The sequence below is a fragment of the Caballeronia choica genome (assembly GCF_001544535.1).
GTDB lineage: Bacteria > Pseudomonadota > Gammaproteobacteria > Burkholderiales > Burkholderiaceae > Caballeronia > Caballeronia choica.
In genome coordinates this window covers 1-14,241 of record NZ_FCON02000072.1, presented here as the reverse complement: position 1 = coordinate 14,241, position 14,241 = coordinate 1, and the positions used below count along the sequence as shown (strand labels likewise).

Genomic DNA, 14,241 nt, shown 5'->3' with positions numbered 1-14,241 from the left:
CACTCCTTGTATTGACTGAACCTGCTTCAATTCGACTGAACGAGCCACCCGCAAACCGCCGCGATCATCAACTGGCTGGAACGCGCACCGGGGTCGATATGGCCTCGCGAGCGTTCGCCGAGAAACGATGCGCGGCCCTTGGTGGCAAGCATGTCGCGCGTGGCGAGCATGGATTCCTCGGCGACTCGCGGCAACGTGTCGAGCACCTCCGCGGCGGTCGCGCCCGCGCTCGCCATTTCCTCGAAGCGGCGCGCGACCGGGATCAGCACATCCATCATCGTCTTGCTGCCGATGCCCGTCTTGCCGCGCTGTCCAACTGCATCGACGCCCGCCGCGAAGATGCTTGCGAATCCCGCGACATCCATCGCATTGTGCGCCGATGCCTTCGCCATGCCGTTGAGAAGCGAGAAGAACAACGGCCCCGACGATCCTCCGACTGTCGACAGTATCTTCATCGCCGCCACGTCGAGCGCAGGCCCCAACGCGACGCCTTCGATCTGCGCGCGCGTCGCGGTCAGCGCTTCCATGCCGCGCAGCAGGTTGAAGATGTGGTCGCCGTCGCCGATCTGCTGGTCGAGCAGCGCGATCTCGTCCGTGTTCGCCACGAGCGTTGCGTGCGCGGCGTCGATGCACGCCATCACCGTCTTTCCGTTCATGTCCGAATCCTCCTTCCGTCGGCGCGGAAATATAAGAGGCTGCGCGCGGGCAGCGAGACGCCGACCGACTGCCCCGGACTGAAGTTCCGCTCGATCGACGTGGTCGCGACCACGGCGGTGCCGTCGCGGTCGAGGATCAGCAGATGGCGCAGCGGCGAGTATTCAAGGACCTTCAGGTTGAGCGCGCTCGGGCGGCCAGCCGCTTCGAGCACGACGTCCTCCGGCCGGATCGCGACGATCGACGTATCGGCGGGGACAGCGGCCGTGTCGAAGAACGCGCGCGGCAACAGGTTGATCGGCGGCGAGCCAAGCCGCCGTGCCGCGGAGATACAGTCGGGGTCGCCATAGACTTCGCGCGGCGTGCCGATCTGCACGAGGCGCCCGTGTTCGAGAATGCCGATGCGATCCGCGAGCGTGGTCGCTTCCACCTGATCGTGCGTGACATAGACGATGCTCGCGCCGATCGTCCGGTGCAGTCGCTTCAGTTCGATGCGCAACTCCTCGCGCAGCTTCGCGTCGAGCGATGAAAGCGGCTCGTCCATCAGGAACACGCGTGGCTCGCGCACCAGGGCGCGGCCAATCGCGACGCGCTGCATCTCGCCGCCCGAGAGGTGCGTCGCCATGTTGCCGAGCTTCGTTTCCATGTGCAGCATCGCGGCGACCGCCTGCACGCGCGCGCGCACTTCGCTTTCGCTGCTGCGCCGGCGCGGCGAGCGCAAGGGGAACGCGAGATTGTCGAATACGCTCAGGTGCGGATACAGCGAGTACTGCTGGAAGATGAACGCGACGTCGCGCTCGGAAGGATGTACGTGCGTCGCGATCTCGCCATCGATCAGCACCTCGCCGGCATCGGGACCTTCGAGGCCGGCGATCAGGCGCAGCGTCGTCGTCTTGCCCGCACCGCTCGGGCCCAGGATGACCACGAACTCGCCATCCTTCACGTCGAGCGAGAGATCGTCGACGGCAACGATCGCACCGAAGCGCTTCGACACGTTGCGCAACTCGATCTCAGCCATGAGCGGCTCCCGGAAGCAGCCGTCCGCTTGCGGCGTCATAGAGCAGCGTGCGGTCCGTGCGGAACGACAAGCCGACCGGCGAACCGGCCGCGAGCCGCGCATCCTTGCTCGTGCGCGCCCTGACGATGCCCGCCGCGGTCTCGATGATGAGCACCTGATGCGAGCCGAGGTATTCGTCGGCGATCACCTTGCCGCGCAGCGGACCTTCGTCGTCGATCACAACGTGCTCCGGACGGATGCCGAGCAGCACGCGTTCGGCCGCCGCGTCGCAACGCGGCACGGGGATCGGCGCGTCATGCAGACGTACCGTTTCATCGCCTGCACGCACGGCCGAGTCGGCTGGCAGGAAGTTCATCGGCGGGCTGCCGATGAAGTTGCCGACGAACACCGTCGCCGGAAAGTGATAGATCTCATGCGGCGGCCCGGATTGCAGCACCTCGCCCTGATTCATCACGACGAGGTCGTCGGCCATCGCCATCGCTTCGCTCTGGTCGTGCGTCACGTAGACGGTCGTCGCCGAGAGCGCGTTGTGAAGCTTGCGCAGTTCGAGGCACATCAGTTCGCGGAAATCGGCATCGAGCGTGCCGAGCGGTTCGTCCATCAGGAACGCCTTCGGCTGGCGCACGATCGCGCGGCCCAAGGCCACGCGCTGCCGGTCGCCACCGGACAGGCCGCCCGTCTTGCGATCGAGCAGTTGCTCGATGCGCAGCATGCGTGCCGCGGCATCCACGCGCGATGCGATCTCGCCGCGCGGCACGCCCTCGTTCTTCAGCGGAAACGCGATGTTGTTGCGCACCGTCATGTGCGGATACAGCGCGAACATCTGGAACACGAACGCGATGTCGCGCTGACGCGCACGCAGCGCGGTGACGTCCTCGCCGTCGATCAGGATCTGGCCGGAGGTCGGCAGTTCGAGGCCCGCGATCATCCTGAGCGTGGTGGTCTTGCCGCAGCCCGACGGCCCGAGCAGCACGACGAAACGCCCCGCGCCGACGGTCAGGTCGGTGCCGCGCACGGCGGTGAAATCGCCGAAGCGCTTGTGCAGGTTCACGAGCACGATCGTCGACATGAGTCAGTCCGGGAAATGGCTGGTGACGAGAAACGCGAGCGCGCCTGCGAGTATCACCGGAAACGACCACGTGAAGAGTGTGAGCGAAAACGGCTGCACGAGCATGGCGATGCCCGCGCCGATCATGACCGTGGAGATCGCTTCGCCGGGGCCGCGTCGCAGCAGATGCATGTGTCGCAAGGTCGATTCGCTTTTCATTTGCGCACCGCTCCGAAAGTGATGCCGCGCAGGAGTTGCTTGCGAAGCACGACGGTGAAGAAGAGGATCGGCAGCACGAAGAGCGTCGTCGCGGCGGCGACCGCCGGCCAGTCCTGTCCGCCTTCGCCGATGATGAACGGAATGAACGGCGGCATCGTCTGCGCGTCGCCGCTCGTCAGCAGCGACGCGAACGCGTATTCATTCCACGCGAAGATCAGGCAGAAGATCGCGGTCGCCGCGATGCCGGTGATCGCCTGCGGCAGCACCACTTTGACGAACGCATGCAGCCGCGTATAGCCGTCGACGAGCGCGGCTTCTTCGTACTCGCGCGGTATCTCGTCCATGAAGCCCTTGAGCAGCCATACCGCAAGCGATACGTTGACCGCCGTATAGAGCACGATCATGCCGACATAGCTGTCGCTCAGGCCCAGCGCGCGATACATCAGGTAGATCGGGATCGCCACGGCGATTGGCGGCATCATCCGTGTCGCGAGGATGAAGAACAGCAGGTCGTCGGCGAGCGGCACCTTGAAGCGCGAAAACGCATACGCCGCGAGCGTGCCGAGAAACACCGCGAGAAACGTCGAGCCGAATCCGATCACGAGCGAGTTCATGAAGCGCGGCAATACCTTCGACGGCCCCGCGATCACCATGCTGCGCTTCCTCACATCGCGCTCGTACCACGTCGTGGCAGGCGGCAGGCTCGCGATGAACTCGGGCGTCTGCCGCGAGCGGATCGTGAAGAGATTGACATAGCCTTCGAGCGTCGGATGAAACAAGACGACCGGCGGATACGCAATCGCATCCTCCTGCGACTTGAAGCTCGTCATGAAGATCCACGCGATCGGCAGCGTCGTCACGAGCGCATACGCGATCACGACGATCGCAGCGAACCGCTTGCCGCCCGCCGACGCGGCCACGACGGAATGTGCAGTGCCAGACGGTCTCATCGCTGTTTGATCCGGTTGAGGGCCTTGATATAGATGTTCGCCGCGCCGAACACGGTGACGAACAGGATGATCGCTAGCGCCGATGAATAACCCGTCTGCCACTTTTCGAACGCGGCGCGCTTGAGCGTGATCGATACCGTCTCCGTCACCGAGCCGGGTCCGCCCGAGGTGAGCAGGTTCACCATGTCGAACATCTTGAAGTTCTCGATGCCGCGAAAGAGGATGGCGAGCATCAGGAACGGCAGCGTCATCGGCAGCGTGATCGACCAGAACTGCCGCCACGGACTCGCGCGGTCCACTTCCGCCGCCTCGTAGATGTAGTCGGGAATCGAACGCAGTCCGGCCAGGCAGATCAGCATCACGTACGGCGTCCACATCCAGCAATCGACCATCACGATGGTCCACGGTGCGAGCGCCACGTCGCCGATCATCTGGAACGAGCCAGGCGCGATGCCCGTGAGAAAGCTCACGATGTCGTTGAAGAGACCGGTCTGCGGCTGCAGCAGGAAGGTCCAGAAGTTGCCGACGACCGCAGGCGAAAGCATCATCGGCAGCAGGATCAGCGTGGTCCAGAAGCTGTGGCCGCGAAACTGCCGGTTGATCAGGAGCGCGAGCCCGAAACCCAGCAGCACTTCGAGCCCCACCGACCAGAACACGAAGCGCGCGGTGACCTGCATCGCGTACCAGATGTCCTCGTCGGTGAGGATGTCGACGTAGTTGTCGATGCCGACGAAGTGCGCCGCCACGCTCGGCATGTTCGACTTGAAATTCGTGAACGAAAGCCGCAGCGCCCAGATCAGCGGAAAGATGTTGATCGCGAGGAGCAACACGATCGTGGGAAGAATGAAGAGCCACGCGATCGCGCGGTCCGACAGTCCACGCAACTTGCCGGCCGCGCGCCTCGCCTGCCCCGGCTTGACCTCCTGCGATACGAATGGCCTGTCTGCCTGCATGCCCGTCTCCTCGTCACATGGCGGCGGCCGGTGAGAGCCGCCGCGCAGCCACGACATCAGTTCTTGCCCGCCGCCTTGAACACCTTGTTCCAGTCCTTCACCAAGAGGTCGAGCGCTTCCTTGGCCGTCCCCTTGTCCGCGACGACGTAGTCATGCACGCGCTTCTGCATGTCGAGCAGGAGTTCGGCATAGGTCGGCTCGGCCCAGAAGTCCTTGACGATTTCCATCGACTTCAGGAACGCCGGCGCGAACGGTGCACTGCCCGGAAAGCTCGGGTCCTGCACGACCGACTTCGCCGCCGAATAGCCGCCAACCTGCCACCATTTCTTCTGGACATCCGGTTGCGCGAACCACTTGATGTATTCGAGCGCATCGGCCTTGTGATCCGAGTACGACACCACCGAGATGCCCTGCCCGCCCAGTTGCGTGAACTGCTTCGTCTCGCGCGGATTGACGAAGAAGCCGATCTTGTCGCCGCCTACGTTCGGGTCCTTGTAGAGACCGGGAAAGAAGGCGAACCAGTTCATCTGCATCGCGACCTGGCCGGACTTGAACGCATCGAGCCCTTCCTGCATGTAGGCGTTGGTCATGCCCGGCGCCGTGCAGCACTTGTAGAGCGACTTGTAGAACTCCAGCCCCTTGACCGACCCCGGCGAGTTGACGAAGCCATCCAGTTGATACGGCTTCTTCGGATTCTCATACTCGAAGCCGAAGTTGTAGAGCGCGTTGGTCACGCCCATCGTGATGCCTTCCGAGCCGCGCTCGGTGAAGATATAGGCACCGTACACCGTCTTGCCGTCGATCTTGCGTCCCTGGAAGAACTCGGCGGTCTGCTTGAGCTCGTCCCAGGTTTGCGGCGGTTCGAGTTCGCGCTTGTATTTCTGCTTGAACTCGGCGCGCAATTCGGGCCGCGCGAACCAGTCCTTGCGATAGGTCCAGCCGACCGCATCCGCCATCGCGGGCAAGGCCCAGTAGTTCGGCGTGTTCTTCGGCCACTCCGCGTAGCCGACGACGGTCGCCGGCATGAAATCGTCCATCGATATCTTGTTCTTGGCGAAGAAGTCGTTGAGCTTGACGTAGTGCCCGTTGACCGCCGCGCCGCCGATCCATTGACTGTCGCCGATGATCAGGTCGCACAGCTTGCCGTGCGAATTGAGTTCATTGATGAAGCGGTCGGCATAGCTCGTCCACGGCACGAATTCGAACTTCATCTGTATGCCGGTCTTGGCCGTGAAATCCTTCGACAATTCGACGAGCGCGTTGGCCGGGTCCCAGGCCGCCCAGCACAGCGTCAACTGCTTGGCCTGCGCCTGTGCGCCCGTTGCCATGCATAGCCCCAGCGACAACGCCAGCGCCGCGGCCATCCTTCGTGGTGTAAGCCGTAACATGTGTCTTCTCCTTTGCCTGCGGTCTCCATCCTGATGACGGTCGACGCCCATGCGCCGGGCGCCGTGCTTCGGCTCTCGCGGTGTTAGCCGCCGGTCCGCGTGCTGCGAACCTTTTCGCGATCGTTAGGCATGCGCATTCTCACGAAGATAGATTCGGGTTTCCGGCGTCGGGATCGCGAGCGCGCCACGCACGTCGTTCAGAAAATTGACGGCCGCAAGACCGGCCCAGTGGACGATGCCGCGCACGTCCTGATCGAGGATCACATCGATCGCGCGCTCGGCCAGTTGCGAGCGCGTTTCCGGCGACAGGCCATGACCGATCACGACGATGCGCGCCTTGTCGCCGGATTCATGCAGCGCCGCCGCAATGCCCGGGATGCCGCCGCCCGTCGCGTACACGCCCGCGAGGTCTTCGTGACGTGCGAGCAGACCCTGCATCGCGAGACCGGCGCCGTCGCTGTCTTCGGCGAAGTCCGGCTCGGCGATCCAGCGCAGGTTGCGAAAATCTTCTTCAAGCACTTGCGAAAAGCCGGTGCGCCGCTCGAGTTGGTCGTGAAGCCGCGACGATCCCGAGACCACCGCGACCGTACCGATGCGGCTGCCAAGGAAGCGGCCCATCAAGAGGCCGGCCGTGCGCCCGGCGATGCGGTTGTCGACGCCGACATAGGCGGCGCGGCTGCTGCCGGGCAGGTCGGAGAACACCGTGACAACGGGCACGTCGGCTTCGGCCAGGCCCTCGATGAGCCGTTCGACCCACGGGTAATCGAGCGGCGCGAGCACGAGCGCGTCGTAGTCGAGCGCCTCTTCGGTGAACGCTGCCGTCTCGCGCTGGCTCGCAAAGTCGCATCGATAGAACGACGGCGTGATGCGGTGCTCGCGAAAGAAACTGGCCGACAACGCAATATCGCGCTCGACGTGATCGAGAAAGCGGGAATTGACCTGCGGAAGAACGAAGGCGACGCGAAACGTGCTCGGCTTCGCGGGACGGCCGCGGCTCGCGCGGTCGTCGCGCAGACTGGCGAGCGCCACGTGTACGCGCTCGGCGGTTTCGGGCCGCACGGCCTGATCGTCGCGCAGCACACGATCGACCGTCGCCACGCTGACGCCGGCTCGCCGCGCAATCATCATCCGTGTCGCCGGCATCGTGTCTCCTCCGCGCCGATTGCTGCTCTTTTGTTTACTCAAGGTAGTTTTTCCCGCGAAAAATGCAAGCTTTTTTAGCGTGATAAAACCATCATTTGATTGCTTTGGCGACGCGACCGTGTACTCTGTATCGACTTAATTCGGATCACAGATAATGTCCGGCAATAGAGAGCCTTCACGCACGGATTTGGGGGAAAATGGCGGTTGCCCGCGCCTACCGATCGGGCAACAGGAGGAGCACCATGACCACAATTACCTGGGTTCTCGCCGCCGACGGCTGCCGCGCCCGGATCTTCGAAACGCATGGCCTCACGCTCAATCTTCGGGAAATCGAAGACTTGATGAACCCCGCGCCGCGCTCGACCGAACTCAGCGAGAAAGATCGCGAGAAGTTCGCGCGGACGGTGGCGAGCCATCTCGAACAGTGCCGGCTTCAGCATCGCTTCGATCGCTTGCGTCTTGCTGTCGAACCCAGATTCCTTGGCCTGCTGCGCGAACATCTGAGCGGCGAAACCCGGAAGCTCGTCTATGAGGAGGTCAACCACGACATCTCGAAGCTCGATTCACGAGGCATCCAGCGACATCTGGAGCGTCCCTGACCCACGGAGTCGCCGATGACCGAGCGCGAGACACTGCATCCCCTGCGCCCTTTTCTCAAGAACTACGTCTGGGAGCACGGCCGGATCGGCACGCGCTATCTCGACTGCGCGGACGGCGAGGTGAAGTTCGACGAGGGCAAGAAATCGCGCTTCGCCGCCGAGCCGTATATCTACGTGCCGCTCGACAGGAACGCCAACGACGACCCCGGTGTGACGGGCCCGGTCATTCAGGAAGCCGGGCTCGCGCGTTTTCTGCGGGCGGCGCAACTCGGCAAACCGGAAGAAGCGGGCTCGGCCGCGGAAGTGCAGCGCGCAGTGCACGACGCGCTGGAGTTGGGCGTCTTCAGCGCGTATCAGCGCGACGCGCACGCCGCGCAGGAACGCTATGCGCAGGAGCCGATGTTCGACGATGAAATCCGCGCCGAGGTCGTCGCTGATATTCGGCGCCTCTACGCGGGCATGCGCGAGCAGTTGGCGCTTTACGACTTCACCGTGCTGCACGGGTTGCCCGCGCCACTTCTCTTCGGCGACGCGCCGTTCATCGACTGGCGTGTGCGCGCGAATCCGCCGCTGCCGTTCGTCTCGTTGCCGCTCGGGCCTTATGCGCTGCTGGTGGGCGGCGCATCGGGCCGGACGAGCCGTGCCGCGCCGCTGGTCTGGAAAAGTGCCGCCGCGATGGGGCCATTGAAGGACCACAATCGTCATATGGTCGAGGGGGCGCGGCTGTGGCTGGTCGCGACGACGGACGACCAACTCGTCGCGGTGCAGAGTCGCTTTGCCGTTGCGAAGCCGGATGTCGAGAAGACTTGAGGGTTGGGTGGGTGGGGGCGGGGGTGGGGTTGTTGTTTACACCGTTTGATGCGCTCGGGCTTCTATGGAACTTGTTTTGGCTTTGGTTTATTTGCTCTGCCCCTGTCCGGGGCGGGACTCACTTTCTTTGCTGCTGCAAAGAAAGTAAGCAAAGAAAGCAGCTTTCCAACGCCAATTCTTGCCAGTCTCCTCCAGACCGCTCCCTCAGAGTGGTCCAACCGGGGGAGTGTCGTTAGCGGGGTTTTATCGTTGTTGGCATGTAGAAGAGGCGCGCACGTCGCACCGCTATACGAAGTGGACCAGCAGTCATACATCCGGCTTCGCGCTACGCGCTCACCCGTCAGGCAAACCGAAACCCGAAGCCCCTCGCTATATCACCATCCTACGTTCGCGCTGCATGCTTCAATTCACCACCGCTAGCAGACCTGTCGTCGGGCACGAAGTGCCAGGACGGATGAATGACTGCTGGTCCACTCCCTGTAGTGGTGTGACGCGCGCGCCCTTTCTACATGCCAACAACGGGGAAACCCCGCTAACGACACTCCCCCGGTTGGACCACTCCGAGGGAACGGACTAGCGGGGCATGGCAAGCATTCGCGGTGGAAAGCTGCTTTCTTTGCTTACTTTCTTTGCAGCAGCAAAGAAAGTGAGTCCCGCCCCGGACAGGGGCAGAGCTAATAAACCAAAAACAATACAAGTTCCATAGAAGCCTGAGCGCATCAAACGGCGTAAACCCCCTCACCCCCAAGCGCCAGCGACAACCTACCCTCACTCCGAAGGCTTGATGTTCTGGTTGGTACAAAACAGATTCTGCGGATCGTAGCGGCTCTTCACCGACGCCAGCCGTTCATAGTTCGGCCCATACGCCGCCTTCACGCGATCGCCTTCGTCACCGGTGAGGAAGTTCACGTAGACGCTACCAATCGCATGCGGTGTGAGCGCGTTGAAACACTCACGCGCCCAGCCGATGCACTTCGCATCGTCGGCGGCTTCGGTCCAGCGTCCGTGTATGTTCACGGTGTAGAGCGAGTCTCGATTCGCGTAGGCGGTCGCGTCCACCGGCACGCGATTCGTCTGCCCGCCCATCGCACCGATGAACGTCTCGCAGTGCGGCGATGGAAGATTGCTCGTGGCTTTCGTCAGTATGTCGAGGACTTCGTCGCTCATGCCCGTAAAGTTGTGCGACTTCCAGTAGTTGCGCGCGCCTGGCGTCATCAACGGATCAAAGCCCGTTTGCCACGCAGTGAAAGGCATCGCGCCAAGATGCTCGCCAGCGGGCGTGCCGAAGTGACGCAACCCCTCGACCGCCTGGGCCCCGCTCTCGAGCGGCCCGAGATAGCAGGACGCCAGCACGATGACCGGCTTGCCGTGCACTTCCGGCGGCAGGAACGGCAACGGCGGCGCGAGCCGCATCACGGCCCACACGGTCAGGTCGTCGGGCATGGCCGCGACGAAATCGCGATACTTCGGCAGCACGTCCTTCGCCTGTTCGAGCGGATACACGACGAGCCCGCCATAGATCTGCGGCCCCACCGGATGCAGGTTGTACTCGAACAGCGTGACCGCGCCAAAGTTTCCACCGCCACCGCGAATCGCCCAGAAGAGATCGGGGTTCTGCTCGGCGCTCACGCGGTTCCATTTGCCATCGGCTGTCACGATTTCCGCCGCGACGAGGTTGTCGACGGTCACGCCGAACTTGCGGCTGATCCAGCCGAAGCCGCCGCCGAGCGTGAGTCCCGCCACACCCGTCGTCGAGTTGATGCCGAGCGGCGTGGCGAGCCCAAAGGCCTGCGCCTCGCTGTCGAAGTCGCCGAGCGTCGCGCCCGGTTCGACGTACGCGCGCTTCGCTTCGGGATCGACCCGCACGGACTTCATCGCCGACATGTCGAGCATCACGCCATCGTCGCAAACGGCGCTGCCGGCGATGTTGTGCGCGCCGCCGCGTATCGAGAGCACGAGGCCGTTGTCGCGCGCGAATCCCACGGTGGCAATGACATCGGCCGTGCCCGCGCAGCGCACGATCATCGCCGGGCGGCGGTCGATGGTCGCGTTCCAGACAGTGCGTGCCTCGTCGTATCCCGCATCGGCTGGCGTCAGCACCGAGCCCCTCACTTTCGATTTCAGCGTGTCGATCACTTCGCTTGTCAGACTGACCATGGCTTACCTCAATGCGTACTTCATTCAATTGCGCGATATCAAGCATGCCGAGACGTGCGCACGCCTGCCGGTGCGAGTCACCTGTCCCGCGTCAAGGCTGTTCGGATTGAAGCAGTGTCGGTCGAAGCGACCAGGCGATGTGCGGGCAGAAGAGGGGCAATCGTTTGCCCTGAACCATTAAAGGCTCACCGCACGCGAATGTAAAGACTTCGTCAAGTATGTTGGCGCTTCACATATAGCATCGATCGGACATTCGGTATTCATCAGATAAGGATATCGAATTAAGTGTTTCATTCGACATCGATGAAGGAGGCACTGCGTGACATCCCTCAGTCTTTTGCTTTGGAAGCGATGAGCGGCAACAGGGCCGCCTTGTCGGAGAGCCGCACGAGTTCGGCGAGCGAGTGCGCGCCCATCTTGTCCATCACGCGCGCGCGATGAACCTTGATGGTCTTCTCCACGGTGCCGAGTTCACACGCGATCTGCTTGTTGAGACGTCCCTTCACGACGAGCGCGAGCACTTCGAGTTCGCGCGGCGTGAGACGCGTGAGCCGAAGCCGGATCGCCTCGGTCTCGGCGTGTTCTGCAAGCGCTTCCTGCGAGCACGCGAGCGCGTTTTCGATCGCACGCAACAGGTCCTGGTCGCTCACCGGCTTTTCGAGAAAGTCCATCGCGCCTGCCTTCATCGCGGCGACGGTCATTGGAATATCGCCGTGACCGGTGATGAAGATGATGGGCAGCGCCGCGCCCGCGCTGTTCAGTCGGCGCTGTAGTTCGAGGCCGCTGAAATCCGGGAGTCGCATGTCGAGGACGAGGCACGCGGCCCGTTCGCTCGAATGCACGCATGAGAGGAATTCGCCCGCAGAGGCGCAGGCCTGCACGCAATAGCCCGCCGAGCCGATCAGTCGTGCCAGTGCGCGGCGCACGGCGGCGTCGTCATCCACGACGAATACGATCGGCGCGATTGGCGACGTGTCGCCGCTGATGCCGAGGTTCGCGATTTGTCGTGGCAAGTCGTCGGACGTGGTTTGTCCGACGGCGTGAACGATGGTCATGGTTCCGTGCTCCTTGTCAGTGGCTCGCGTGCTGCGAACCGGTACTGCCGGACTCAACGGACAACCCGAGTTTTGGCGTGCGCACGAGGAACGCGCGCAGAGTGACGAAATGGTAGGTGGTGGATACCGCTTTGTAAACCGCTACTGCGCAGTTGCGCGACGCCGGCAACGCGCCTCGTCGACGTTTCGATATTTGCAATCAACGGCGCGTTCGATACGCGCCGCGTGCTTGATCGACGATCAAGGTGACACCGGGAACCCGAGCGCAACCGCCTTCGCGTGCAGGTCGGCAAAGCGTCCGCCCGTATCGCTCGTGGCCATGGAGCCGTCCGAGGGCGACGCAGGCTGCCTGTGATCGAGCGCCCCGATGCCGCTCGCAATCGATCCGGTCGATACCATCGGACACGTCGAGCCGAACGTGCCTTGGGTCACGGCGATGGCCGGCGCATCCGTGCGCGCGGCATCCTGCAGGTCGAGCGCATACGCCATGTTGAACGTCGATGGATCGGTTGCGCGCACGCCGAGCGGATCGAGACCGAAGCGCCATGCGATCAGTTGATGGATCGATGACGGATCGAATGGATAGCGTGATACGAAGTTCTGTCGCACGCGTGGGCCGAGCAGCATGCACGGCACGCGAAAACCCAGGCGCCCGTCGTTGCCAAGCGCCTGCTCCGCCGCCGACACCCCTTTCACGGGCGGCGCGACATGCTCCATGAAGCCGCCCCATTCGTCGTAGACGATGATCATCAGCGTGCGGCTCCAGGTCGGGCTCGTGCGCAGCGCATCGTAGATCTGGCCGAGCAGCACCTGTCCGTTGCGGATATCCGCGTAGGGATGGTCGTCGTTCGAGGTCCCGAGTGCTTCGCCGCCAAAGCGCGGATCGACCATGCAGAACGACGGCAGCGAGCCGGCGGCGGCATCGGAAAGAAAGTTCGAGAAGAGTTTCGAGCGGCCCACGTAACGCGTGCCGTAGAGCGACGTGAACGGCACGTCGTGAAAGTAGTACGACGACGACACGTTCTTCGCGTCCAGCCGGTCCCATATCGTCGGCAACGACGACGTATCGAGCGTGTCGCTCAGGCGGTCTGTTTCGCCGCTATGAAGATAGAGGCGGTTGGGAAAGGTATCCGAGAGGATGCCGCTCATGTAGTAATCGCAGACCGTGTACTGGCTCACCGCGCCGTTGTAGAAATCCATATCCTGCTGGCGAAAGAAGCCGATCGGAAGGACGTCGCCGCGCGCGAGGCTCGTGCCCGTCGTGAGCAGGAAGCCGTTCATCGCGCCGTTCGCCAGATGCACGCGGCCGGCCTGGTAGGAGTGGTTCGGGTCCGCGAAGTTGCAGGACTGGAAACCAAAGCTCGGGTTCGCCGCGAGCGCGAACGGGATTTCCGTCTGGCCGAAGGCATCGGCAAACGTGCGATTCGCGGGCAGGCCTTCCGCGTTCGGCACCCAGCCGAGCAGGTGGTCGAACGAGCGGTTCTCCATCGTCACGAGCACGATGTGATCGATGCCCGATGTCGCCGGATCGGGCAATGCGGGGCGAGGCAGTCCCGCGCGGTCGGGCGGGATCGTGCCGACGGTAGGCGGCGTGGTGCTTCCGGTCGTGCCGCCGGAGCCTGAATCGCCGCCGCCTCCGCCGCCGCACGCGGATAGCGCGACCGAGCTTGCCAGCGCGGCAAGGATTTGACGACGCATGAGGTCCGGCTGATTCGATGAATGATCGGTCACATCTATCTCCTTCTTTAACCGCTGGCGCTTGGGGTGGGGGGTGGTTTACACCGTTTGATGTTTCTGCGCTCCTGTGGAACTTGTTTTGGTTTTGGTTTATTTGCTCTGCCCCTGTCCGGGGCGGGACTCACTTTCTTTGCTGCTGCAAAGAAAGTAAGCAAAGAAAGCAGCTTCACAACGCCAATCCTTGCCATGCGCCTCCAGACCGCTCCCTCGGAGTGGTCCAACCGGGGGAGTGTCCTTAGCGGGGTTTCATCGTTGTTGGCATGTAGAAGAGGTACGGGCATCGCACCGCAATACAGAGTGGACCAGCAGTCATTCATCCAGCCTCGCGCTACGCGCTCACCCGTCAGGCGAAACCGAAGCCCACCCACTCGCTACGTTTTCGCTTCTACCGCTTCAATTCACCACCGCTTGGCAAGCCTGTCGTCGGGCACGAAGTGCCAGGACGGATGTATGACTGCTGTTCCACTCCCTGTCGCGGTGCGACGTGCGCGCCTTTTCTACATGCCAACA

At 63.1% G+C, this 14,241-nt stretch carries 13 protein-coding genes; 2 read left to right on the top strand and 11 right to left on the bottom strand.

Features of this window, described 5'->3' with window-relative positions:
• Positions 1-26: 26 nt before the first annotated feature.
• The 8 genes from dhaL to AWB68_RS26200 all read right to left on the bottom strand — a co-directional run bounded on the left by dhaL (position 27) and on the right by AWB68_RS26200 (position 7,373).
• A complete protein-coding gene (dhaL, locus tag AWB68_RS26235) occupies positions 27-656 on the bottom strand; it encodes a dihydroxyacetone kinase subunit DhaL (RefSeq protein ID WP_087647259.1) in 630 nt (209 codons plus the stop codon).
• Positions 653-1,672 carry an ABC transporter ATP-binding protein gene (locus tag AWB68_RS26230; RefSeq protein WP_087647278.1) on the bottom strand — a complete coding sequence of 340 codons (1,020 nt, stop codon included), beginning with the start codon at positions 1,670-1,672 and terminating at the stop codon, positions 653-655. The genes dhaL and AWB68_RS26230 overlap by 4 nt, the downstream gene beginning before the upstream one ends.
• Positions 1,665-2,741, bottom strand: a complete 1,077-nt coding sequence (locus AWB68_RS26225) for an ABC transporter ATP-binding protein (RefSeq protein ID WP_087647258.1) — start codon at positions 2,739-2,741, stop codon at positions 1,665-1,667. Before AWB68_RS26225 ends, AWB68_RS26230 begins: the two co-directional genes overlap by 8 nt.
• 3 nt (positions 2,742-2,744) lie before the next feature.
• Positions 2,745-2,939, bottom strand: a complete 195-nt coding sequence (locus AWB68_RS26220) for a hypothetical protein (RefSeq protein ID WP_087647257.1) — start codon at positions 2,937-2,939, stop codon at positions 2,745-2,747.
• Positions 2,936-3,889, bottom strand: coding sequence for a carbohydrate ABC transporter permease (locus tag AWB68_RS26215; RefSeq protein ID WP_087647256.1), 954 nt, complete (start codon positions 3,887-3,889; stop codon positions 2,936-2,938). The genes AWB68_RS26220 and AWB68_RS26215 overlap by 4 nt, the downstream gene beginning before the upstream one ends.
• Positions 3,886-4,842, bottom strand: a complete 957-nt coding sequence (locus AWB68_RS26210; RefSeq protein WP_087647255.1) for a carbohydrate ABC transporter permease — start codon at positions 4,840-4,842, stop codon at positions 3,886-3,888. The genes AWB68_RS26215 and AWB68_RS26210 overlap by 4 nt, the downstream gene beginning before the upstream one ends.
• 56 nt (positions 4,843-4,898) lie before the next feature.
• Entirely contained in the window at positions 4,899-6,230 is a 1,332-nt protein-coding gene (locus AWB68_RS26205; protein WP_125483041.1) for an ABC transporter substrate-binding protein, read from the bottom strand.
• 123 nt (positions 6,231-6,353) lie between these two features.
• Positions 6,354-7,373: a LacI family DNA-binding transcriptional regulator gene (locus AWB68_RS26200; RefSeq protein WP_200828796.1), complete on the bottom strand. Its 1,020-nt coding sequence runs from the start codon at positions 7,371-7,373 to the stop codon at positions 6,354-6,356.
• Between the two features lie 242 nt (positions 7,374-7,615).
• Between AWB68_RS26200 and AWB68_RS26195 the strand changes: the two genes are divergently transcribed.
• Together AWB68_RS26195 and AWB68_RS26190 are read left to right on the top strand one after the other, a co-directional pair.
• Positions 7,616-7,972, top strand: coding sequence for a host attachment protein (locus AWB68_RS26195; protein ID WP_087647253.1), 357 nt, complete (start codon positions 7,616-7,618; stop codon positions 7,970-7,972).
• A gap of 15 nt (positions 7,973-7,987) precedes the next feature.
• A complete protein-coding gene (locus AWB68_RS26190) occupies positions 7,988-8,782 on the top strand; it encodes a hypothetical protein (protein WP_087647252.1) in 795 nt (264 codons plus the stop codon).
• Between the two features lie 768 nt (positions 8,783-9,550).
• Here AWB68_RS26190 and AWB68_RS26185 read toward each other — a convergent pair.
• The 3 genes from AWB68_RS26185 to AWB68_RS26175 form a co-directional block, all read right to left on the bottom strand.
• On the bottom strand, positions 9,551-10,939 hold the full coding sequence (locus AWB68_RS26185; RefSeq protein WP_087647251.1) for an FAD-binding oxidoreductase: 1,389 nt from the start codon (positions 10,937-10,939) through the stop codon (positions 9,551-9,553).
• 329 nt (positions 10,940-11,268) lie between these two features.
• Entirely contained in the window at positions 11,269-11,994 is a 726-nt protein-coding gene (locus AWB68_RS26180; RefSeq protein WP_087647250.1) for a response regulator transcription factor, read from the bottom strand.
• A 240-nt stretch (positions 11,995-12,234) separates the two neighbouring features.
• The gene (locus tag AWB68_RS26175; RefSeq protein ID WP_087647276.1) at positions 12,235-13,692 is read right to left on the bottom strand and encodes an alkaline phosphatase family protein; all 1,458 of its coding nucleotides are present in this window, start codon (positions 13,690-13,692) and stop codon (positions 12,235-12,237) included.
• Positions 13,693-14,241: the final 549 nt, after the last annotated feature.

What these genes read in the sequence shown, in the direction of transcription:
- AWB68_RS26175 (WP_087647276.1), bottom strand. Translation starts at nt 13,692, where the DNA reads ATGCGTCGTCAAATCCTTGCCGCGCTGGCAAGCTCGGTCGCGCTATCC.
- AWB68_RS26200 (WP_200828796.1), bottom strand. Translation starts at nt 7,373, where the DNA reads ATGCCGGCGACACGGATGATGATTGCGCGGCGAGCCGGCGTCAGCGTG.
- AWB68_RS26220 (WP_087647257.1), bottom strand. Translation starts at nt 2,939, where the DNA reads ATGAAAAGCGAATCGACCTTGCGACACATGCATCTGCTGCGACGCGGC.
- AWB68_RS26225 (WP_087647258.1), bottom strand. Translation starts at nt 2,741, where the DNA reads ATGTCGACGATCGTGCTCGTGAACCTGCACAAGCGCTTCGGCGATTTC.
- AWB68_RS26205 (WP_125483041.1), bottom strand. Translation starts at nt 6,230, where the DNA reads ATGTTACGGCTTACACCACGAAGGATGGCCGCGGCGCTGGCGTTGTCG.
- dhaL (WP_087647259.1), bottom strand. Translation starts at nt 656, where the DNA reads ATGAACGGAAAGACGGTGATGGCGTGCATCGACGCCGCGCACGCAACG.
- AWB68_RS26185 (WP_087647251.1), bottom strand. Translation starts at nt 10,939, where the DNA reads ATGGTCAGTCTGACAAGCGAAGTGATCGACACGCTGAAATCGAAAGTG.
- AWB68_RS26215 (WP_087647256.1), bottom strand. Translation starts at nt 3,889, where the DNA reads ATGAGACCGTCTGGCACTGCACATTCCGTCGTGGCCGCGTCGGCGGGC.
- AWB68_RS26180 (WP_087647250.1), bottom strand. Translation starts at nt 11,994, where the DNA reads ATGACCATCGTTCACGCCGTCGGACAAACCACGTCCGACGACTTGCCA.
- AWB68_RS26190 (WP_087647252.1), top strand. Translation starts at nt 7,988, where the DNA reads ATGACCGAGCGCGAGACACTGCATCCCCTGCGCCCTTTTCTCAAGAAC.
- AWB68_RS26210 (WP_087647255.1), bottom strand. Translation starts at nt 4,842, where the DNA reads ATGCAGGCAGACAGGCCATTCGTATCGCAGGAGGTCAAGCCGGGGCAG.
- AWB68_RS26195 (WP_087647253.1), top strand. Translation starts at nt 7,616, where the DNA reads ATGACCACAATTACCTGGGTTCTCGCCGCCGACGGCTGCCGCGCCCGG.
- AWB68_RS26230 (WP_087647278.1), bottom strand. Translation starts at nt 1,672, where the DNA reads ATGGCTGAGATCGAGTTGCGCAACGTGTCGAAGCGCTTCGGTGCGATC.